This is a genomic window from Ruegeria sp. AA3 (assembly GCF_056542905.1).
Map to the genome: position 1 here is coordinate 34,892 of NZ_JBQGAQ010000007.1, position 19,903 is coordinate 54,794.

General features: G+C 55.1%; 22 protein-coding genes. 14 read left to right on the plus strand and 8 right to left on the minus strand.

Features of this window, described 5'->3' with window-relative positions; translation table 11 throughout:
- The first annotated feature begins 25 nt into the window (after positions 1-25).
- A complete protein-coding gene (gene rnr, locus ACR0JR_RS13365; protein WP_480456562.1) occupies positions 26-2,284 on the plus strand; it encodes a ribonuclease R in 2,259 nt (752 codons plus the stop codon).
- Here rnr and ACR0JR_RS13370 read toward each other — a convergent pair.
- Positions 2,275-2,661, minus strand: coding sequence for a DUF1801 domain-containing protein (locus ACR0JR_RS13370; protein WP_170780879.1), 387 nt, complete (start codon positions 2,659-2,661; stop codon positions 2,275-2,277). The genes rnr and ACR0JR_RS13370 overlap by 10 nt on opposite strands.
- Positions 2,658-3,416: a glutathione S-transferase family protein gene (locus ACR0JR_RS13375; protein WP_480456563.1), complete on the minus strand. Its 759-nt coding sequence runs from the start codon at positions 3,414-3,416 to the stop codon at positions 2,658-2,660. Before ACR0JR_RS13375 ends, ACR0JR_RS13370 begins: the two co-directional genes overlap by 4 nt.
- 22 nt (positions 3,417-3,438) lie before the next feature.
- On the opposite strand from ACR0JR_RS13375, the gene ACR0JR_RS13380 reads away from it, so the two are divergent.
- Both ACR0JR_RS13380 and ACR0JR_RS13385 read left to right on the plus strand, forming a co-directional pair.
- Entirely contained in the window at positions 3,439-4,146 is a 708-nt protein-coding gene (locus ACR0JR_RS13380; RefSeq protein WP_170780877.1) for a helix-turn-helix transcriptional regulator, read from the plus strand.
- Between the two features lie 70 nt (positions 4,147-4,216).
- Positions 4,217-5,533: a lytic murein transglycosylase gene (locus tag ACR0JR_RS13385; protein WP_170780876.1), complete on the plus strand. Its 1,317-nt coding sequence runs from the start codon at positions 4,217-4,219 to the stop codon at positions 5,531-5,533.
- Between the two features lie 39 nt (positions 5,534-5,572).
- On the opposite strand, the gene ACR0JR_RS13390 is transcribed toward ACR0JR_RS13385, so the two are convergent.
- Both ACR0JR_RS13390 and ACR0JR_RS13395 read right to left on the minus strand, forming a co-directional pair.
- Positions 5,573-6,970, minus strand: a complete 1,398-nt coding sequence (locus tag ACR0JR_RS13390) for an aspartate aminotransferase family protein (RefSeq protein WP_480456565.1) — start codon at positions 6,968-6,970, stop codon at positions 5,573-5,575.
- A gap of 75 nt (positions 6,971-7,045) precedes the next feature.
- A complete protein-coding gene (locus ACR0JR_RS13395; RefSeq protein WP_170780874.1) occupies positions 7,046-7,729 on the minus strand; it encodes a GntR family transcriptional regulator in 684 nt (227 codons plus the stop codon).
- A gap of 140 nt (positions 7,730-7,869) precedes the next feature.
- On the opposite strand from ACR0JR_RS13395, the gene ACR0JR_RS13400 reads away from it, so the two are divergent.
- From ACR0JR_RS13400 to ACR0JR_RS13420, 5 genes are all read left to right on the plus strand, one after another.
- A complete protein-coding gene (locus ACR0JR_RS13400; protein WP_010440724.1) occupies positions 7,870-8,955 on the plus strand; it encodes a polyamine ABC transporter substrate-binding protein in 1,086 nt (361 codons plus the stop codon).
- A gap of 70 nt (positions 8,956-9,025) precedes the next feature.
- On the plus strand, positions 9,026-10,153 hold the full coding sequence (locus ACR0JR_RS13405; RefSeq protein WP_480456566.1) for an ABC transporter ATP-binding protein: 1,128 nt from the start codon (positions 9,026-9,028) through the stop codon (positions 10,151-10,153).
- Entirely contained in the window at positions 10,153-11,043 is an 891-nt protein-coding gene (locus ACR0JR_RS13410; protein WP_480456567.1) for an ABC transporter permease subunit, read from the plus strand. The genes ACR0JR_RS13405 and ACR0JR_RS13410 overlap by 1 nt, the downstream gene beginning before the upstream one ends.
- Complete coding sequence (locus tag ACR0JR_RS13415) at positions 11,040-11,858, plus strand: ABC transporter permease (RefSeq protein ID WP_170476358.1); 819 nt, start codon at positions 11,040-11,042, stop codon at positions 11,856-11,858. Before ACR0JR_RS13410 ends, ACR0JR_RS13415 begins: the two co-directional genes overlap by 4 nt.
- The gene (locus tag ACR0JR_RS13420) at positions 11,855-13,156 is read left to right on the plus strand and encodes an NAD(P)/FAD-dependent oxidoreductase (RefSeq protein ID WP_480456568.1); all 1,302 of its coding nucleotides are present in this window, start codon (positions 11,855-11,857) and stop codon (positions 13,154-13,156) included. Before ACR0JR_RS13415 ends, ACR0JR_RS13420 begins: the two co-directional genes overlap by 4 nt.
- Here ACR0JR_RS13420 and ACR0JR_RS13425 read toward each other — a convergent pair.
- The 3 genes from ACR0JR_RS13425 to ACR0JR_RS13435 all read right to left on the minus strand — a co-directional run bounded on the left by ACR0JR_RS13425 (position 13,151) and on the right by ACR0JR_RS13435 (position 15,961).
- Positions 13,151-13,897: a phosphotransferase family protein gene (locus tag ACR0JR_RS13425; RefSeq protein WP_480456569.1), complete on the minus strand. Its 747-nt coding sequence runs from the start codon at positions 13,895-13,897 to the stop codon at positions 13,151-13,153. The two genes, ACR0JR_RS13420 and ACR0JR_RS13425, sit on opposite strands and share 6 nt — an antisense overlap.
- 174 nt (positions 13,898-14,071) lie before the next feature.
- Positions 14,072-14,737 (minus strand): flagellar hook capping FlgD N-terminal domain-containing protein, encoded by a 666-nt coding sequence (locus ACR0JR_RS13430; protein WP_480456570.1) that lies wholly within the window; start codon positions 14,735-14,737, stop codon positions 14,072-14,074.
- Between the two features lie 3 nt (positions 14,738-14,740).
- Positions 14,741-15,961 (minus strand): flagellar hook-length control protein FliK, encoded by a 1,221-nt coding sequence (locus ACR0JR_RS13435; protein WP_480456571.1) that lies wholly within the window; start codon positions 15,959-15,961, stop codon positions 14,741-14,743.
- A gap of 113 nt (positions 15,962-16,074) precedes the next feature.
- Here ACR0JR_RS13435 and ACR0JR_RS13440 point away from each other — a divergent pair, with 113 nt between their 5' ends.
- Together ACR0JR_RS13440 and ACR0JR_RS13445 are read left to right on the plus strand one after the other, a co-directional pair.
- Positions 16,075-16,347 carry a rod-binding protein gene (locus ACR0JR_RS13440; RefSeq protein ID WP_480456572.1) on the plus strand — a complete coding sequence of 91 codons (273 nt, stop codon included), beginning with the start codon at positions 16,075-16,077 and terminating at the stop codon, positions 16,345-16,347.
- Entirely contained in the window at positions 16,340-16,687 is a 348-nt protein-coding gene (locus ACR0JR_RS13445; protein WP_170545305.1) for a flagellar export chaperone FlgN, read from the plus strand. Before ACR0JR_RS13440 ends, ACR0JR_RS13445 begins: the two co-directional genes overlap by 8 nt.
- 53 nt (positions 16,688-16,740) lie before the next feature.
- Here the strand turns inward: ACR0JR_RS13445 and ACR0JR_RS13450 are convergent, their stop codons facing one another.
- A complete protein-coding gene (locus ACR0JR_RS13450; protein WP_162096913.1) occupies positions 16,741-16,908 on the minus strand; it encodes a hypothetical protein in 168 nt (55 codons plus the stop codon).
- On the opposite strand from ACR0JR_RS13450, the gene ACR0JR_RS13455 reads away from it, so the two are divergent.
- From ACR0JR_RS13455 to ACR0JR_RS13470, 4 genes are all read left to right on the plus strand, one after another.
- Positions 16,898-18,145 carry a flagellin N-terminal helical domain-containing protein gene (locus tag ACR0JR_RS13455; RefSeq protein ID WP_480456573.1) on the plus strand — a complete coding sequence of 416 codons (1,248 nt, stop codon included), beginning with the start codon at positions 16,898-16,900 and terminating at the stop codon, positions 18,143-18,145. The genes ACR0JR_RS13450 and ACR0JR_RS13455 overlap by 11 nt on opposite strands.
- Positions 18,146-18,222: 77 nt before the next feature.
- Positions 18,223-18,597 carry a flagellar biosynthesis regulator FlaF gene (gene flaF / locus ACR0JR_RS13460; RefSeq protein ID WP_480456574.1) on the plus strand — a complete coding sequence of 125 codons (375 nt, stop codon included), beginning with the start codon at positions 18,223-18,225 and terminating at the stop codon, positions 18,595-18,597.
- Complete coding sequence (gene flbT, locus ACR0JR_RS13465; RefSeq protein WP_480456576.1) at positions 18,597-18,998, plus strand: flagellar biosynthesis repressor FlbT; 402 nt, start codon at positions 18,597-18,599, stop codon at positions 18,996-18,998. The genes flaF and flbT overlap by 1 nt, the downstream gene beginning before the upstream one ends.
- A complete protein-coding gene (locus ACR0JR_RS13470) occupies positions 18,995-19,792 on the plus strand; it encodes a DUF1217 domain-containing protein (RefSeq protein WP_480456577.1) in 798 nt (265 codons plus the stop codon). The genes flbT and ACR0JR_RS13470 overlap by 4 nt, the downstream gene beginning before the upstream one ends.
- The last annotated feature ends 111 nt before the right edge of the window (positions 19,793-19,903 follow it).

The window sequence follows — 19,903 nt, forward strand, 5'->3', positions numbered from 1 at the left end:
CGCAAGCCCGTGCTAGGCCAAACTCATGACACGCATTCCGACCAAGCAAGAGGTCCTCGACTGGATCTCGGCGAACCCTACCCTGACCTCGAAACGTGATATCGCCAAGGCCTTTGGCATCAAGGGCGCAGATCGGATCGACCTGAAGCGCATCCTGAAAGAGCTTGAGGCCGAAGGGCATTTGGAAAAGCGCAAGCGCAGCTATCGTGATCCTGACCGCCTGCCGCCGGTCAGCGTGTTGCAGGTGAAGGCTCCGAACGCGGATGGCGACCTGTTTGCTCGGCCGTTGGAATGGCACGGTGAGGGGGTCGAGCCCATTATTCTGCTCATCACCCGCGCCAGCGATCCGGCATTGGGCGAGGGTGACCGCATTCTGGCCCGTCTGACCGTTGTGCACGAGGAAGACCACAATTACGAGGCACGTCTGATCCGCCGTATCGGCACCAACCCGCGCAAGGTCGTTGGCATTTTCCGCAAAGGGGCCGAGGGTGGCCGGATCGTACCTATCGACAAGGCTGGCTCCACTGAATGGCTGGTCGCGGACGGGGCCGTTCTGGGCGCCAAGGACGGGGAGTTGGTCGAGGCCGAGCAGGCCGGACCCAAGAACCGCATGGGCCTGCCACGGGCGCGCATTGTTGAACGGCTTGGCGATCCGACCGCGCCCAAGGCTGTCTCATTGATCGCCATCCACCAACATGGCATTCCTGACGATTTCCCGGACAAGGTGATTGAAGAGGCCGACAAAGCCAAACCTGTTGGCCTGAAAGGGCGCGAAGACCTGCGGGATATGCCCTTGCTGACGATCGATCCTGCGGATGCACGGGACCATGACGATGCCTGTTATGCGCACGCAGACGATGACCCGAAGAATAAAGGTGGCCATGTGATTTGGGTCGCCATCGCCGATGTGGCCGCCTATGTGACACCCAGTACGGCGCTGGATCGCGAGGCGCGCAAGCGGGGCAACTCCAGCTATTTCCCGGACCGCGTGGTGCCGATGCTGCCGGATCGCCTATCCGGCGATCTGTGTTCCCTGCACGAAGGTGTGCCGCGCGCTTGTATCGCGGTTCGGATGCAGATTGATACCGAGGGTAATAAGATCGGCCACCGGTTCGTGCGCGGCCTGATGCGCTCTGCCGCCTCGCTGAACTATACCGAGGTGCAAGAAGCGATCGATGGCAATCCGAACGACCGCACCGGGCCGTTGCTGGAGACCGTTCTAAATCCGCTCTATGCCGCCTATGCCGCATTGAAAAAAGCGCGGGCGGAGCGCCAGCCGTTGGAACTGGACTTGCCTGAACGTAAGATCGTTCTGAGCGACGCAGGCGAGGTGACCAGCGTCGCGTTCCGTGACCGGCTGGATGCGCATAAGTTGATTGAGGAGTTCATGATCCTCGCCAATGTCGCCGCCGCTGAGACCCTGATCTCCAAACGCCGCCCGCTGTTGTTTCGCGTCCACGAAGAGCCCGCACCTGAGAAGCTGGAAAGCCTGAGAGAGACGGCGCAAGCAGCAGGTTTGAATCTGGCCAAAGGGCAAGTGTTGCAGACCCGCCACCTGAACGCGCTGCTGAATGCTGCCGCGGGTACCGAAGATGCTGAGTTGATCAACCTAACCACTTTACGGTCGATGGCACAGGCCTATTACAACCCTGAAAACTTTGGACATTTTGGACTGGCTCTGCGGAATTATGCACATTTCACCTCACCCATCCGCCGCTATGCGGACCTGATCGTGCACCGCGCGCTGATCACGGCCCATGGCTGGGGCAAGGACGGGCTGACCGAGGAGGAAATCGCGCGGTTGGAGGAAACGGCCACGCATATCTCGGATACCGAGCGCCGATCCATGATGGCCGAGCGCGATACGACGGATCGCTATCTGGCGGCCTATCTCAGCGAGCGGGTCGGCAATGAGTTCACCGGCCGGATCAGTGGCATCGCCCGGTTCGGTGCCTTCGTGAAGATGGACGAGACCGGAGCGGATGGTCTGGTTCCAGTGCGCTCTCTGGGACGTGAGTTCTTTCATTTTGACCGTGAAGCCGGGACGCTGATGGGTTCGGATACCGGCCTAATTATTGCCATTGGTCAGCGCGTCACCGTGCGGCTGACCGAGGCAACGCCTGTAACCGGCGGATTGGAATTGGAACTGCTCTCTATCGATGATCAAGCCCTGCCACGAGGACGCGGTCCAACCAAACGCGGGTCGCGACGCAAGGCGGTCAGCACCAAGCGCAAGAAGGACAAAATCAAGCGCAAGGTTGAACGCAAACGCCGTCAGAGATGATAGGTTAACGCGCGCGCAATCAGCCAGCCGTGGCGTGTGGGGTCGATCTGATCGGGCGTGTCGAACAGAATGGCGCGATTGCCATCGATCTGATCTTCATCGGGAAAAGCAGAAGTGAAATCCCCCATCAGTCTGCTCTGGCAGTGCACGAACAACGCAAACCGAGCGGCTTTGTGTCCGCCCAGTCGGATCGTTGATCCCTTGGGTGCCAAATAGGCTGGCTGCCCCCACCGCAACGCTTCTTCCAGCGGCTGAGCCCGCGGTAGCGAGGTCGCAGTTTCGAAAATCAACTCGCGCAGCATAAGTGCTCCTGCGCGAGTTTCTTCTGGCATCGCCCCGTAAGCTGCGGCGATTTTTGCATCCTCAAAGGGTGTCATGACAGTGGGATCGCCTGTTCCATTCGATCGATATAACTGTTGAGCAGCTTATCCTGTTTGATCCGGCGGGTCAGGGGGGTGTCGGACGGTGTCGCACGCATCCCGGCCAGCATTGGACCGATGCTCATATCCGCCGAGGTCGGTTCCTCACCCATCAGGTAGGGTGATTGCCAAAGATAGGTCGATATCGCTTCAAGGTCGCGCTCTAGCCGGTCCTGTCGTTCTGCAGGTGAGAATCGGGAAACACCCTGAAAGGCCAATCCTTTGACAACGGATTTACGGATCGAGTTCGAAACCGGCTTGCGGATCAGTGCTGGAATGACTGTGAAGAACGTATCGCGCAGGATTGGCCAGACCTCATCATTGGCCCAACGATCCTGGACGACATGGAAGTAAAGATGTTCCTCGGCCATGCGGATTAGGGTTCGGGATTGGGCTTTTTGCAGGCCATTCAAACCGGCATCGAAATCTGCACCCTGAGACTCGAGCCAATCGCGGATCAAGTCGCTGTCGGGGATCAGACGCTCGGGTGTGCGCAGAACAGGCAGTTTCTGATGCGGCATCTTGCGGGGGTCTAAAAGGTCGGACCGCTGCCAGCGCTGTCCTGCCCGTTGAAGCATCAGGGCGGTTTTCACACAGAACGGGCTGGCACTGAACAGGCCGAACGCAGAGGGGAAAGTAAGAAGGGTCAGCATCATCAGCTCCATAATTGTGATGTCCGATGGATACGCCTGACTAATGACAGTTTCTGACATTAAGTTTAGGTTAGTGTGCAGTATGTCTCGTACCGCTCGCCTGTTTCAGTTAATGCAAGCCCTGCGTTCTGGCCCATCACCCAGAACGTCGGTCCAGCTGGCACAGGATTTGGGCGTTTCACCGCGTACAATACATCGGGACATCGATGCTTTGCGTGCTCTGGGGGCCGTAATAGACGGCGAGGCCGGGTTTGGGTTTACCCTGATCGAAGATGCAACATTGCCACCACTGGGTTTTACCAATGACGAGCTTGAAGCATTGGTATTAGGTCTACGAGAGGTGCAGTTGATTGGCGATCCGGCGCTGTCTGATGCGGCAAGCGAGGCCTTGCGAAAGCTGCAAGGCCGGTTGCCGCTGCGCCAATCCCACCGACTAAGCCATGCTGTTCTGACCGCCACGCGGTTTGACAGGCCAGCGGTGCCAACAATTGATGTTGCAGTCCTGCGCCAAGCAGCATGGGACGAACGCGCGGTTGAGTTTGCCTATACCGATGCCAAGGGCGTGGGAACCCGGCGTCGGGTCAATCCACTGAGTATCGTCTACATGGATCGCGCCAGCGTTCTGCTCAGCTGGTGTCACTTGCGCGAGGACTTTCGCGTTTTCCGGCTGGACCGTATGCAAGACATGGGCGTGTCCGACGAAAGCTTCCGCCCCAAGCGCGTGTCGTTACTGCGAGAGGCGATTGCCCGTATTCGTGCTGAACGCGAGGCACAGGAACAGGAAAGCTAATTTTCTACATTTTGAAAAATACCGATTGTGCGCTATCATTGAACCTGAGCAGTAATCAGGAAAAATCGGAATGCGTAAGTGCGTAGGTGGCGTCATGACCGCCGCATTATGGGCATCCATCGTGCAGGCGGATACAACAGATAAATCAATACGGCCTCTGGCCCGACCATTGGTCGACAATATTCAACTGGCTTCGGCAGACGTGATGGTTTCGGTAAGGCCAGTATTGCGCCCTGAGGTCGAACATTATCGCGTATCTGCCGAAGGGAACGCGCGCTTTCAGGCTTGGCTTGGAGCGTTTCGCGAGCGGGCCCGCGCTCAAGGAATCTCGGCCCGGACGCTGGACCGAGCATTGGCCGGGGTGACCTATGACCGCGACATCATCAAACGAGATCGCAATCAGGCTGAGTTTTCAAAACCGATCTGGGAGTATCTGGATTCGGCAGTTTCAAAAACGCGGATTTCGAATGGACGCGCGGGCTTGGACCGGCATCGGGAAAATCTGACGCGGATAGAGGCGCAATATGGCGTTGAAAAAGAGGTTGTCACCGCTATTTGGGGGCTCGAAACCTCGTTCGGAACCTATCGGGGTGGCAAGCAAACTATCAGATCGCTCGCGACACTGGCCTTTGATGCACGGCGGGCGAGTTTCTTTGAATCCCAGCTTATCGCGGCCCTTCAGATCCTGCAGTCCGGGGACGTGGATGCTGTGAATATGGTCGGCAGTTGGGCCGGAGCGATGGGGCACACGCAGTTCATGCCGACCTCATTTCTGGATCACGCAGTAGATTTCGATGGCGATGGGCGGCGCGATATCTGGTCGGATGATCCAACTGATGCTCTGGCGTCAGCCGCCGCCTATCTGGCAAAGCATGGATGGACCAAAGGCCAACCATGGGGGGTAGAGGTCAAGTTACCATCCGGCTTTGATTATGCAGATGCAAGACGAGACGTTACACTGATGCCGTCAGAATGGGCGGCCCGAGGAGTTCTGGCGCACACAGGCCAGGTGGTGCCCGACTATGGAAAAGCTGCAATTTTGTTGCCAGCGGGTGGCCGTGGTGTTGCTCTAATGATCTTCGATAATTTCAAGGTGATCGAGGCATACAATGGTGCCGATGCTTATGTGATCGGGATCGGGCATCTGTCTGACCGGCTTGCAGGCGGTGCTCCGTTTCAAGCCGAATGGCCACGTGGAGATCGCGTGCTGAGTTTTACCGAAAAGAAAGAGTTGCAGCGTCGGTTGACGCAGGCTGGGTTTGACACTCAAGGGATTGATGGTCGCACCGGTCCGAATACGATCAATGCGGTCCGAGCGTTCCAGGTCGCTCAAGGGTTGGTTCCGGACGGGTACCCGTCGCTCAGTCTGCTGGAGCGGATGCGTTGAAAGTAAGGGCGGACCAAATGGGCCGCCCTTTGATCGTGACTAGGACGCGGATTTCATCAATCCCCTGTTGTTGATTTCTTCCAATGCTTCGTCCAGCGATTTGTTAATACGCACAAACATCTCATCGATGTCCTCAGGCGTCAGGATCAGGGGTGGCGAGATGATCATCCGGTCGCCCACGTGGCGCATGATCAGGTTGTTCGCAAAGCAGCGGTCGCGACAGATATACCCAATCGTGCCGGGTTCAGACGCAAATTTTGCGCGGCTGGATTTATCCGGTGTCAGCGCGATTGACGCCATCATTCCAACGATCTTAGCTTCGCCGACCAATGGGTGATCAACCAGTGCCTCCCATTTCTTCTTCAGATAGGGGGCCGCAACATCGCGGACATGATCCACAATTCCTTCTTCTTCCAGAATGCGCAGGTTTTCCAGCGCAACCGCAGCAGCAACGGGATGGCCGGAATATGTATAACCGTGGTTGAATTCGGTGTTGCCGATGACTTCAGCAATTTCATCATTTACGATAGACCCACCGATAGGCGCGTAGCCCGAGCTGAGGCCTTTGGCGATGGTCATGATGTGTGGTCTGATGCCGACAGTTTGTGACCCGAACCAATTCCCAGTCCGACCAAACCCGCAAATCACCTCATCTGCGATCAGCAGGATATCGTATTTGTCGCAAATACGTTGGATTTCCGGCCAGTAAGTGTCTGGCGCAACGATAACACCACCCGCACCCTGCACTGGCTCGGCAATAAAGGCTGCGACGCGGTTTTCACCAAGCTCTAGAATGGCCTCTTCCAATTCGCGTGCGCGGGCGAGGCCAAACTCTTCAGGAGCGAGGTCACCACCTTCGGCCCACCAGTTTGGTTGGTTAATGTGGTGAATATTTGGAATCGGGATGCCGCCTTGCGCATGCATTCCGGCCATACCGCCCAGCGATGCGGATCCGACCGAAGAACCGTGATAGGCATTCTTGCGGCTGATGATGATATTCTTGTCCGGCTGACCTTTCTCAGCCCAATAGGTGCGAACCAGACGGATATTGGTGTCATTGGCCTCGGACCCGCCAGCGGCGAAGAACACGTGGTTCAGATCTCCGGGTGCAAGTTCAGCAAGCTTGGCGGCCAGTGCGATAGCCGGGATGTGGGTCGTTTTGAAGAACGTGTTGTAATACGGCAGTTCGCGCATTTGACGGGCGGCGGCGTCGGCCAGTTCATCGCGGCCATAGCCGATATTGACGCACCAGAGCCCGGCCATGGCATCCAGAATCTCTTCACCTTCGCTGTCGGTCAGATACACGCCGTTGGCGCGGGTGATTACACGTGCGCCTTCCTCACCCAGCGATCCATTTGCCGAGAACGGGTGAATGTGATGCGCCGCATCCAGCGCCTGCAATTCGACGGTGGGCATGTGATTGGTGATAGTGGACATCGGCGATTCTCCTGCAAGCGTGATTGCAGGACAGAATATGATCAAATTTTACACTGTCAATCGAATCGCTGCATTCTAGGTGCCGGGCAGGGCATCGCCCATCATTCCCATACCTTGCTCAATGTCCTGTGCCGTTGCCAAAGCAGCCTTCTCCGCATCCTTATTGCGCAGTGCGACGATGATATCCTTATGTCTATCGGGTAGGCTTTGGGTGCCGAATCGACCGCAAACAATCCGCAATGAAGGGCCGAATCTCAACCACAGACGTTCGGCCAGGTCGACCAGAATCGGGGCATCGGCATGCGAATACAGGGCTTGATGAAAGGCGTGGTTCAATCGCAGATATCCGCCAACATCCCCATCTGTAATCATGAGGTCGAGCCGTTGATCCAGCTTCTCCAGATGGTCAATTTCGGTCGACGAAATGTTCCTGGTGGTACGCCTTGAAAGCTCTGTTTCTATTGATATTCTTGCAAAAATCATCTGTTCGATATCATTGGCAGATAATAAGGGTACGCTGACCCGTCGGTTGCCTTGAAAGATCAGGGCGCCGTCAGAAATTAGGCGTCGTATCGCCTCGCGCACCGGGGTCATGCCTACGCCCAACGAATCAGTCAGACCCTGAATCGTTACCGGCTGTCCTGGCACAAGATCACCAAACAGGATCTGCGATTTCAGAGTGCGATAGACCTGTTCATGCGCAGGGCGTTTTTCTTCATCATCCGGCTGTGTGCTCGCCTTATTTTTGATCAAATCCAAATGGTTTACCTCAATCCGCGCGTTTCTATCTTGTCTGAATTTACACCTGTTCCGACCATAGGTGAAACCGCTGCAAAACGCAAAACTTGATCAAATCCAAAAAAAAGTGAAAATAGCCGCATAATCGCAGGGAGAAGACTATGAAACTAAAAACGCTGGGGATGACAGCGATCGTCGCATTGGGGACTTCGGCCGCTTTTGCTGAAGAAGTGCGCGTCTATAACTGGTCCGACTATATTGACGAGGAGTTGCTGAGCAAATTCGAAGAAGAGACAGGCCTGACCCTGATCTATGACGTGTTTGATAGCAATGAGGTTCTGGAAACCAAAATGCTGGCCGGTGGGTCAGGTTATGATGTGGTTGTGCCTTCGGGAACGTTTTTACAACGCCAGATTCAAGCGGGCGCGTTCCAGGAACTCGACGCAGCCAAACTATCGAATGCAGGAAACCTGTGGGATGTGATTCAGGAGCGCACCGCAGGGTATGACCCCAACAACGCTTATTCGATCAACTACATGTGGGGAACCACCGGCATCGGCTTGAATGTTGACAAGGTCAAAGAAGTTCTGGGCGACGATGTTGCGCTCAACAGCATGGATCTGGTGCTGAAGCCTGAAAACATGGAAAAGCTGGCCTCGTGCGGTGTCCATTTCCTGGATGCACCCGCCGAGATCATTCCGATGGTGCTGCAATATATCGGCGAGGACCCGGATAGCCATGACACGGACGTCATTGCGAAAACCGAAGAGGTTCTGACCGGCGTGCGTCCATATGTGCAGAAGTTCCACAGCTCGGAATACATCAATGCGCTTGCCAACGGTGATATCTGTGTGGCCGTCGGTTGGTCAGGGGACATTCTGCAAGCTCGGGATCGTGCCGATGAGGCAGAAAATGGTGTGGTCATCGAATACCATCCATTCGCGGAAGGCTCGCTGATGTGGTTTGACCAGATGGCCATACCTGTTGATGCACCAAATCCAGAAGGTGCACACAAGTTTCTGGACTTTATTCTGGATGCCAACAACATGGCTGCCGCGTCGAACTATGTTTACTACGCCAACGGTAACAAGGCTTCGCAAGAGTTCCTGGAAGAGGACGTAATCGGAGATCCGGCGATCTATCCGGATGATACGACGATGCAGAATCTCTATATCACCACGCCTTATCCGGCAAAAACCCAGCGGGTGGTGACTCGTCTCTGGACCAAGGTGAAATCAGGCACCTGATCTGATTGATGCGCAAGGCAGACAAACTGCCTTGCGCCATATTTATCCTGACCGATTACCGGGGGCCACTTTGAACACTGAAGTCTTTGCGCCGTGGGACGACCCGCAGGCGAAACCCTTGATCCAGTTCCAGAACGTCACCAAACGATTTGGCGCATTCACTGCAATCGATAACCTTTCGCTGGATATCTATGAGCGTGAGTTCTTTGCTCTGCTTGGGCCGTCGGGCTGCGGAAAGACCACGATGATGCGGATGCTGGCCGGTTTTGAAACTCCGACCGATGGCCATATCCTTCTTGGGGGTCAGGATATCGATCCGATCCCGCCCAATAAGCGGGCGGTGAACATGATGTTTCAGTCTTACGCCCTGTTCCCTCATCTGAGCATCTGGGACAATATCGCTTTTGGTCTGCGTCGGGACAACATGCCCAAGCGCGATCTGGAAGAACGAGTTGAAGAGATGCTGCGCCTGACCCGCCTTGAGCAGTTTGCGCGCCGTAAGCCGCATCAGATCTCGGGCGGTCAACGCCAACGCGTGGCGCTGGCCCGGTCATTGGCCAAAGCGCCAAAACTGCTTTTACTCGACGAACCCTTGGGGGCGCTGGATAAGAAGCTGCGTCAAGATACCCAATTCGAGTTGATGGACATTCAGGAAAAGACCGGCACGACCTTTGTCATCGTGACTCACGACCAGGAAGAGGCGATGACCGTTGCCAGCCGAGTGGCTGTCATGGATCAGGGCAAGTTGATGCAAGTGGCGACACCCGATCGCATCTATGAGACACCGAATTCCGTCTATGTCGCTGATTTTATTGGCGACGTGAACATCATCGAAGGGCGTGCCACGGCACAAGGGGATGAAAGATATCAGATCGATTGGGCCGAGGGGCAGCCTCCGCTCATAGCCTCAACTGCAACCCAATTGTCCAACGGGCAGGGCTGCCATCTGGCGATCCGTCCCGAGAAAGTCGCCATTTCAGCCGAGCGCCCCACAGATGCGATCAATGCGATCCAGGGCAAGGTGCATGACATCGCTTATCTGGGCAACCTGTCGACCTATCATGTTGAGCTGCCAAACGGCACGATCATCAAAGCACAAACGGCGAATACCCGTCGTATCTCGCGCCGCTCGTTTACTTGGGAAGACCCGGTCTGGCTGTCCTGGACAGCGACTGCCGCGGTCTTGTTGGAAAACTGATGCGTCGCGCTGTTCTGATCGCCATTCCCTATGTCTGGCTTCTGGCGCTGTTTCTGGTGCCGTTCTTTATCGTTCTGAAAATCTCACTTTCGGACACCGCGCTGGCCATTCCACCTTACACGCCGACATTGGATTTCTCTGGGGGCTGGACAGGCATTAAGAACTTCTTCAGCCAGCTTGATCTTGAGAACTTCGTTTGGCTGACCGAGGACGATCTATACTGGAAAGCTTACCTTTCCAGCGTCAAAATCGCCCTGATTTCAACAATTCTTACGCTGATTGTCGGCTACCCGATCGCCTACGCGATGGCGCGCGCGCCTGAAGAATGGCGGCCCACATTCATGATGTTGGTTATCTTGCCCTTCTGGACGTCATTCCTAATCCGGGTCTACGCGTGGATGGGCATTCTCAGCAATGAAGGTTATCTGAACCAACTGCTGCTGTGGACGGGCATTATCTCAACCCCGCTGACCATTCTTAACACCAATACGGCGGTCTATATTGGCATCGTCTACACTTATTTGCCCTTCATGATTCTGCCGATTTACTCGTCTCTAGAACGTATGGACGGGTCGCTGATCGAGGCCGCCGAAGACCTTGGGTGTTCGCGCATGCAGGCTTTCTGGTTGATCACAATCCCTCTGTCACGCCCAGGTATCATCGCGGGTTGTTTTCTTGTGATGATCCCGGTGATCGGTGAGTTCGTGATCCCGTCGCTTCTGGGTGGCTCCGGAACTTTGATGATCGGCAAGGTTCTTTGGGAAGAATTTTTCTCGAACCGCGACTGGCCGGTCGCCAGTGCGGTGGCCGTGGTTTTGCTACTGATCCTTGTGATTCCGATCGTGCTGTTCCAGCGCAACCAGCAAAAGCAGACGGAGGCTGAACAATGAGCAGACTCAGCTGGTTCAACACGGTGTCGCTGACATTGGGGTTCGCGTTCCTGTATATCCCGATGATCATCCTGATCATTTTTAGCTTCAACGAAAGCAAGCTTGTCACCGTCTGGGCCGGGTTTTCGACCAAATGGTACGGAGAGCTGGTTCAGAACGAGGCGTTCCTTGACGCGGCATGGGTTACACTGCGGGTCGCTGTGTTCTCATCGACTTTGGCGACGATCCTTGGCACGGCAGCGGCATATGTTTTGGTGCGTGGCGGGCGGTTTTTTGGACGAACGCTATTTTCGGGGATGATCTACGCCCCTCTGGTGATGCCAGAGGTGATAACGGGCCTGTCTCTGCTGCTGTTGTTCATCGGGATCGGGTTGGATCGGGGGATCCTGACTATCGTTCTGGCTCATACGACATTTTCCATGTGCTTCGTTTCGGTTGTCGTCTCTTCCCGCCTTGTTACATTTGATCGGTCGCTGGAAGAGGCCGCGCTGGATTTGGGGTGTTCGCCGGCGCAGGCTTTTCGTCTAGTGACGTTGCCGATCATTGCGCCCGCCGTTGTTTCCGGCTGGTTGTTGGCGTTTACCTTGTCGCTTGATGATCTGGTCATTGCGTCCTTCACCTCTGGACCATCCGCCACGACACTTCCCATCAAGATATTCTCGGCTGTGCGTCTGGGTGTCAGTCCAGAAATCAACGCGTTGTCGACGCTTATGATCGCTGTGGTAACGTTGGGTGTCATCACCGCATCATTGGTGACCAAACGCGCGATGATGCGGCAAAAGCAGGATGAACAAGCCGCGGCGCGCACCGAATGAAGCGAATCTTTTCGGATTACGCCTACAGAGCGGCCCCTCGTTCAGGATGCTGGTGGGACGAGACGGTTGAGGCACCTGATTGGCCTAAGCACCAAGGAGAGTTGAAGGTCGATGTTGCCATAATCGGTGGCGGGTTCACGGGCCTATCTGCAGCGCTGCATTTAGCGAAAGAGGGCGTATCGGTTGCTGTGTTCGAGGCGAACTCTCCGGGCTGGGGCGCGTCAGGGCGAAACGGAGGATTCTGCTGTCTGGGTGGTTCGAAGCTCAGTGAAGCCACTCTCAGACGTCGTTACGGTGCAATTGAGGCAGCAGCATATTTTCAGGCTGAAAAAGACGCAGTGTCGTTGGTTGCCGATCTTCTGGCGCGTCATGAACTCGATGCGGACAGGCACTCGCGGGGTGAAACTCAACTGGCCCATTCCAAGCGAGCGATGGCACGACTACGTCAAAGCGTCGCCTCAGAAGGCCAGCTGCATGAGCAGCATGAACTGGCAGATTTAGGGTTGGGAGGCGCGTTTTTTGGCGGATACACAACGCCTATAGGTTTTGGTTTGAACCCTCGTAAGTACCTTTTTGGTTTGGCCAACGCAGCGCAGGCTGAGGGTGCAAAGTTGTACCAACACAGCCCGGTTCAGAAGATATGCAAAATCGCGCAAGGCTTTGCTCTGCATACCCCCACCGGTCATGTTCGGGCTTCGAACGTGCTAACCTGCACAAATGGGTATTCCAGCGAGGATTTACCCCAATGGATGGCTGCGCGCTATATGCCGACGCAATCGACGGCTTTTGTCACACGCGTTCTGTCCCAAAACGAATTACAGGCTCAAGGCTGGACTTCGGATCAGATCGCATATGACACGCGCAACCTGCTGCATTATTTCCGGTTGATGCCCGATAGGCGGTTTCTGTTCGGAATGCGTGGGGGATTGATGTCGTCACCCCGTGCCGAAATGCGCATTCGGCAAAAGGCGTTGCAGGATTTCAGACGCTTGTTTCCTGCGTGGGCCTCGATTGACGTTACGCATATCTGGTCCGGTATGGTCTGCCTGTCCCGCGCCCTCGTGCCCTTTGCGGGTCCGGTTCCGGATCAAGCCGGGTTGTTTGCGGGCTTTGCATATCACGGCAACGGCGTTGCCATGGGGACATATTGTGGCCGAGCCCTCGCCCGGATGGTCCTCGGGCAACCAAGTGAGCTTCCTTTGCCGATCAAGCAACCGCCAGCCCGTTTTCCATTGGGTAGATGGCGTCGTGCCTTGATGCCGCCAGCCTATGCATTGCTTGGTCTTGCGGATCTATAAGGCGCGAATTTCCAATTCAAAGGCCCGAACATATTCGGGTGATCCGTTTTCGACCCGCCACAGACAATAGGCCGCCATTCGCCAGCCATACCAAGAGCGCAGAGATAAGTATCGCGCAGTAACTTGGTGCCGATCGTAGGCGGTTAGAAAGCTCGCTACCTCCGCCTCCGACAGAGGTGCACCGCGATAAAGCTGCTGCATCGCGGGCGATAAAAATATCGCTAAGTCTTCACATGGGTCACCCAAGGCCGGGCATTGCCAGTCGATGAGTGTCAGCCCGGCAGATGATTGCAGAATGTTGCCCGCCACCGGGTCACCATGGATCAGACATCGCTCGGCAAGAGGTGGTATTTGCCCCCGCGGCTTCAACGCGATCAGCTGCTGAGTCTCAGCGTTCTGGCAACTGCGCAAGATTTGCTCAGCATGGCATCTCAGATCCTCGCTGCCATTGCAGCCAGCGGGAAGGTCCAGATTTATCGAAAGACTGTGTAGTCGCCTTAGCAGAACAGCGACGTTCTCGACGCCTTCGCGCCATGGATTGCCTGGTGCATGATCGTAGTAAACCCAGTTCGCCTTCTCGAAAGACCCGGTTGCCCGAAGATTGGGCACAAATCCGGTGCTGTTGAGTGTGCGCAAGCAGTTCGCCTCAAGTATAGCGTCGTTGCGAAACAGCGGGTTCTGAAACGGTGCGCGATACAGCTTGAGGACCGCGTCGCTGTGATCCGACAGTACCTTCCACACCTGATTTGTACGCCCACCGTACAGCACCTGGAATTGGGCTCGAACATCAATCAGCCCTTGAGAATGTAGCTGGGCAACCAGCTTTGGCGGAGGTGGGATTTGGTCAGACAGGGAAGTTACCAGATTGAGCAGCGAGTCGATTTTGCCAAGCTTTGACCTGCGCCGCCCAACAGATCAAGCACCTGTTCGGATTTGGGTAACCTCATTCGCAGATACTTCTGCCCCGCTTTCAAGTGTTAACATGACCGCGCCTTCACCAACCTTGGCCTCAACAACACGGCCAAAGGCAGCAGTGGGCGTTTCGGTTAGCAATTTGTCTCCCTTAAAGCTCACGAGAGACGCAGAGTAACTCCCTGCCAGAAACGCAGTGCCGGTACTGTCAACACCGTGCCATTCGAATTCGGTTTCATCGACGGGTACGGTAATTCGGTCGACCACGTCGCCCTGCGTGTTGCGGATGATCAGTTCAGCTCTGGTTGCATCAGGAGCTGCACTGGCAAAGAGCGTAACAGGCTGGTTTTCAAATTGAAATGGTGCGGCAACTTGAACATCCATACCAACCCAATTGGCAAGCTGGATCAGATTGACCGATCCCAACGTCAAAGCCAGACCAGATAAAAGTTCATTTGCTTTGACCTGTTGTTCGACCATCGAAAACTGCGCGAGCTGCGAGGCATATTCTGATGAGTCCAATGGTTCCAGCGGATCCTGATTTCGTGCCTGTACCGTCAGCATGCGCAGGAATGTCTCGAAATCCGACGTCAGAGCAGAACGTTGCGCGTTGCTGGGTACACCTGAGGTGGCGATTGGGTCTGCGGTTGAACTCGACTGGGTGATCATCGCTTAAAGCCTCACATCAAGGCCACCACGCGGGCCGGATTGAACTATTGGTGCATTATGAGTCTCATCAACAGCGACCTCCGATGTGTCAGAGAACTGCTGCGCCTCGGGATCTTTTTCTTGCTCTGCTGTGTTACCGGACAGGCCCAGATCAAGTGACATACCTTGGTATCCAAGTTTCTCGAATTCAGCGGATAACAGCGTGATGTGCCGCCGCATCAAATCAAGCGTTTCTGGCCGTTCCGTCATGATCATCAGATGCAACCCGTCTTCACGGTTGGTTAATGTGATCGAGACGCGGCCCAGTTCCTCGGGGTTGAGGGCAATGTCTACGCCCTGAGCGCCGGGCCTTGCTGAGATGATGGCTGCCAGTTGGCCCGCAATGGCGCGGGCATTTTCGGCGCGATGGGGTATAAATGGTGTTATGCCCATGGTTTCCCGCTGGGTGGGCACAGATGTGGCTTCCTTTAGTGTCGGAATATCGAGAATCTCGTGGTCTGTTGCAGGTTCGCGGATTGTGTCCACAGGAGCTATATTTGTGGCTTGGGCCGATATTAGAGCATTAGTGGCGCTAGCTGTTTGCTGCTGCGAGACTGCTTTAAGTACCGACGCGATCGGTGTGTCTAAATCCGGGCGGATGCCGACTTCGGCCGAATTTCCAGACTGAATTGGGCGTGCATTCGAATTCGGGCTGATCCCGTACGGACCTAGCGTCCGTGTGAGCACCCGTTTTTCAACTTTATCGGATTTTTGTTCCGGCGCTGCCGGGATTTCGGACGCTGCCGGGGTGGTCGAACCTATTGTTGTCGACCTATTTGTCTGATCGGTTGGTGAAGTGGATATGTTCTGATTAGACACCGGTCCTACAGCGGGCGAGGGTACCGCTATTTCCGACTGTCCCGGCGCTTGCAATTCGCTGTCCGCAATCGTCAACAGTTGCGGAAACGCAGCCTCGGGATTTGGCAACTCCTCATCACCGTTTTGGGATAGTGGTTCCTCATTAGTTCTAACAGAGTCGTTGATTTCGACATCCGGCTGTTCTTCTACTGCGACTTTCTGTTTTGAAATTGTTGGCAAGCTCTCAGGATCGTTCAACTCGGCCTCTTCGTTCATGACGTCCTCAAAGGCCTGAGCTCCCTTGTTCTCACGCGCTCCCCCGTGCTGGGCATCGGATTTGCCTCCTGTGGTGGTTGAGGCCGTCAAAACGGTCAGCGGGTTGGACATTTCTTGCTCCGGCTGTGTTTGTTTGACCCGGACTCTGACCTCAGGAAGTTACAATTATTTTAACTGCTTTCCTCTTTGATCATGAAAGTTCGAAGCAATTTACGGAGAATCCAATGTCGATATCAGCGATTGGAGCAACGACGCCGGCCGCTCAAGCTTCAGATAAGCTTAGAGCTGCCTCAATCGAGCTTGAGGCGACCTTTCTCGCTGAGACGTTGAAATCCGCGGGCCTTGGGCAGGCGCGGCAATCGTTCGGAGGAGGCGCAGGTGAAGATCAGTTTTCTTCGTTTCTAATTCAGCAGCAGGCCCAGCAGATGGCCCGCGCTGGTGGAATTGGTCTGTCAGAGGTTCTCTTTAATGCAATGATGGAGAAGGCCGATGGGTGAAAATCCGATAAAGGCGTTGGAGGATCTGCTGGATCAGGAGCGTAAGGCATTGATAGGCGGCGATCTTGACGACCTGAACCGATTGGCACCTGAAAAGGAAGACCTGATTGATGCTCTCAACGGCCTGAAAGTCATTGATAGCGACGACCTTGTTCGTGTTCAGATGAAAGTCGCGCGTAATCAGGCACTATTGACCAGTGCAGCCGAGGGCATCCGCGCCGTTGCTGAACGCATGTCGGAACTGCGTCGCGTGCGTCAGGAGTTCAGTACTTATGACGCGGCGGGTCAGCGGAATGGGTATTCGGTGCGCTTGCAGGCAAAGCTGGAGAAGCGTGCATAAGGCTGGGTTTGCTTCAAATCCAAAGCTTTGGATTTATTCGTCTTAGCACTCCGTTAGGGGATCAGGGTCAAAGTTGGGATTGCACCTGGAACAGCAGGTGGCGCGAAGGCCACAGGGCGCGACGCAAAGGTCAGAACGACGGAATGCCCGCCGGTTCGGTGGGTCCAACATGGGCGTCGAAGGCGCTCGAACGCAAAGAGGATGACAAATATGTCCAGCATTCTGACGAACAATGGCGCAATGGTTGCGCTGCAAACTCTCAAATCCGTAAACAAGAACCTTGCGATGACGCAGAACGCGATTTCGACCGGTAAAGATGTGGCGACGGCCAAGGACAACTCTGCCGTCTGGGCTATTTCCAAAGTGATGGAATCGGACGTTAAGGGTTTCAACGCCATCAAAGACAGCCTGGCGCTGGGTGAATCCACAGTGGCAGTTGCACGGAACGCTTCGGAAACGGTTACAGATCTGCAGAACCAGATGAAAGGCAAGATTGTTGCGGCACAGGAAGACAATGTCGACCGCGGCAAGATCAATGACGATGTGACGGCATTGCGGGACCAGATCGCATCGGTCGTAGGCGCGGCGCAATTCAATGGTCTAAACCTAGTCGATGGGTCGGCAGGTACAGCATCCATTCTTGCGTCGCTGGACCGTGATAGCGCTGGAAACGTAAATGCATCATCAATTTCGGTCGCGAGCCAGGATTTGTCGACCGGCGGCTATGCGTCGAAGGGGGTTCTGGCGGGGTCGGATAACGTAACCACCGACAATGATGCGGCCGGGTTCACAATGGATAAGTCCGGCGGTTCGGGTGATATCGTTATCGACAGCTCGACTGACAACTTTGCTGCTGGTGACCAGGTGTCGATTACCATCGGTGACAAAGTTGCTTCCTATACGGTTCAAGCTGGAGATCTGGACCCGTCGGGCACCTACGACTCAGCTTATACTGATGCGATTGTCGCAGTTGGGTTGAAGAACCAGATTGATGCCTTGGGTATTACCGGTGTGGCTATCGACTATGACTCCAGCGCGGCGGGTACGCTTTCATTCGTTACCGGGACTGCGACAGCGGGTGCTGACGCAGATCGCGATGTGACCGTTTCGGCGCAATTCACCAATGCCGGAGCAGGCGGTTTGGGTGCGTTGTCGTCGATTGACGTATCGACCGATGCAGGTGCCGCGGCAGCACTAGGAACCATCGAGACACTGATCAACACCGCGATTGATGCATCGGCCGCATTTGGTTCGTCGCAGGGCCGGATTGAAACCCAGAAAGAGTTCATCTCGAACCTGGCGGACTCGTTCAAATCCGGTATTGGTTCATTGGTCGACGCCGACATGGAAGAGACGTCGGCCCGGTTGCAGGCTCTGCAGGTGCAACAACAGCTGGCGACGCAGTCTCTTTCTATTGCGAACCAGGCTCCGCAGTCCATCCTGTCGCTGTTCCGCTAATTCAGGAACTCAGCCGGGGCGCGCGCGCCGTGCTCCGGCCTTAACTGCCCGCTGATGGACAATCGGAAGGATTTCAAGTGACTCCGCAAACGCTCGCCCAACGCGCTTATGCGCAATCTGCTGCACCGACGCGAACGCCCCGGGATACGGAATATGAGGCGATATCCAAAATCACACACCGTCTGAATTCTGCGGCAGCACGCAGGGAAACGGATTTTAGCGCCTTCGTCCAGGCATTGCATGAAAACCGCCGGTTATGGAGCGTGTTGGCGACCGATGTTGCGGATGCTGATAATGCACTGCCGAACAATCTGCGGGCTCGAATATTTTATCTCGCTGAATTCACGGAACAACACAGCAGCCAGGTGTTGGGAAATAAAGCGACAGTAGAGCCGCTGCTTGAAATCAACATGGCAGTCTTGCGAGGACTACGTCAAATGAGGGGGAATTGATGGGCGGTCTGGTGCTAAAGCTTGCCCCAAAAGAGCGGGTTCTGATCAACGGTGTCGTCATCGAAAATGGTGACCGCCGCAGCAGATTTTCCATCATGACACCGCGAGCCAAAGTTCTGCGTCTGCGCGATGCAATTCACCCTGAGGAGGTGAACACCCCAGTGCGTCGTGTCTGCTATGCGGCACAGCTTGTGCTGTCTGGTGACACTGAACCCGATCAAGCGCGTCAGCAGTTGCTGCGACGCGTGGAGGAGTTAAGCCAGGTCTTTACAGATACCGATAGCCGCCGAGTGTTAGCCGATGCCACAGAAGCGTTGGTGGCCGAGCAATACTATAAGTGCCTAAAAGCGTTGCGCTCTCTATTACCACGAGAAGAGCGGTTGATGGCGTATAAGCAATGACCTTTCAACCGGTTGTACCCACCGGTGGAATTGTGGGCTGGCGATTTCTTCAGCGGACGTATGACGCACAACTGCAAAGTTTTTCAAACTCGTCGATTAATGAGCGTGAGACAGCGTATTTTCTGAAAAACATAGGAAATGTTCGCTCGGCTGAAGATCTGGTAGCTGATCGTCGCTTGCTACAGATCGCCTTGGGCGCTTTTGGCCTCGAAGATGATCTGAACAATCGGTTTTTCATACAAAAGATCCTGTCGGACGGTACTCAGGCGAATGATGCGTTGGCGAACAGGTTGGCTGACAACCGATATCGTGACTTTGCAAAAGCTTTTGGATTGGGGCCGGGTGAGATTCCCAAGACCGGTTTGGTCAGCGCGATGGAGAAGATCGCGGAAGATAATCTGACCGCTCGGTTCGAAATATCGGTTGGTGAATCCGATGAAACGATGCGCATCGCATTATTCACGCAGCACGCCTTGCGCGAGATAGCTCAACAAGGTGGAAGTGAGAACAGAAAATGGTTCGACCTTATGGGATTGCCACCGCTGCGCAATATGATGGAGACGGCGTTAGGCCTGCCCAGATCATTTGCACAGTTGGATTTAGACAAACAACTTGAAGTCTTCAAGGATCGGTTGCATCGCGCCACCGGATCCTCGGATCTGGCGCAATTTACGGACATAGAAGCCGTCGAAAAATTAACAGATACCTATCTGACCCTCAGCCAGATCGCGCAAATCCAGAGTGTAACTTCACCTGCACAAACGGCTTTGATCCTGCTGGGTGGCGGGTTTTGATACTAAATTCCTGATCTCGGACGGAGTTCGATCTGGGTCAGAAATCGCTAAAGCTCTGAAGCGTGAATTCGAGTGTGTTAAAGACCAGGCTTCAGCAACTAGGTGTTCAGA

Excerpts from the sequence above, each read along its gene's own strand:
- rnr (WP_480456562.1), top strand. The coding sequence starts at position 26 with ATGACACGCATTCCGACCAAGCAAGAGGTCCTCGACTGGATCTCGGCG.
- ACR0JR_RS13370 (WP_170780879.1), bottom strand. The coding sequence starts at position 2,661 with ATGACACCCTTTGAGGATGCAAAAATCGCCGCAGCTTACGGGGCGATG.
- ACR0JR_RS13375 (WP_480456563.1), bottom strand. The coding sequence starts at position 3,416 with ATGTCAGAAACTGTCATTAGTCAGGCGTATCCATCGGACATCACAATT.
- ACR0JR_RS13380 (WP_170780877.1), top strand. The coding sequence starts at position 3,439 with ATGTCTCGTACCGCTCGCCTGTTTCAGTTAATGCAAGCCCTGCGTTCT.
- ACR0JR_RS13385 (WP_170780876.1), top strand. The coding sequence starts at position 4,217 with ATGCGTAAGTGCGTAGGTGGCGTCATGACCGCCGCATTATGGGCATCC.
- ACR0JR_RS13390 (WP_480456565.1), bottom strand. The coding sequence starts at position 6,970 with ATGTCCACTATCACCAATCACATGCCCACCGTCGAATTGCAGGCGCTG.
- ACR0JR_RS13400 (WP_010440724.1), top strand. The coding sequence starts at position 7,870 with ATGAAACTAAAAACGCTGGGGATGACAGCGATCGTCGCATTGGGGACT.
- ACR0JR_RS13410 (WP_480456567.1), top strand. The coding sequence starts at position 10,153 with ATGCGTCGCGCTGTTCTGATCGCCATTCCCTATGTCTGGCTTCTGGCG.
- ACR0JR_RS13415 (WP_170476358.1), top strand. The coding sequence starts at position 11,040 with ATGAGCAGACTCAGCTGGTTCAACACGGTGTCGCTGACATTGGGGTTC.
- ACR0JR_RS13420 (WP_480456568.1), top strand. The coding sequence starts at position 11,855 with ATGAAGCGAATCTTTTCGGATTACGCCTACAGAGCGGCCCCTCGTTCA.
- ACR0JR_RS13430 (WP_480456570.1), bottom strand. The coding sequence starts at position 14,737 with ATGATCACCCAGTCGAGTTCAACCGCAGACCCAATCGCCACCTCAGGT.
- ACR0JR_RS13435 (WP_480456571.1), bottom strand. The coding sequence starts at position 15,961 with ATGTCCAACCCGCTGACCGTTTTGACGGCCTCAACCACCACAGGAGGC.
- ACR0JR_RS13440 (WP_480456572.1), top strand. The coding sequence starts at position 16,075 with ATGTCGATATCAGCGATTGGAGCAACGACGCCGGCCGCTCAAGCTTCA.
- ACR0JR_RS13445 (WP_170545305.1), top strand. The coding sequence starts at position 16,340 with ATGGGTGAAAATCCGATAAAGGCGTTGGAGGATCTGCTGGATCAGGAG.
- ACR0JR_RS13455 (WP_480456573.1), top strand. The coding sequence starts at position 16,898 with ATGTCCAGCATTCTGACGAACAATGGCGCAATGGTTGCGCTGCAAACT.
- ACR0JR_RS13450 (WP_162096913.1), bottom strand. The coding sequence starts at position 16,908 with ATGCTGGACATATTTGTCATCCTCTTTGCGTTCGAGCGCCTTCGACGC.
- flbT (WP_480456576.1), top strand. The coding sequence starts at position 18,597 with ATGGGCGGTCTGGTGCTAAAGCTTGCCCCAAAAGAGCGGGTTCTGATC.
- ACR0JR_RS13470 (WP_480456577.1), top strand. The coding sequence starts at position 18,995 with ATGACCTTTCAACCGGTTGTACCCACCGGTGGAATTGTGGGCTGGCGA.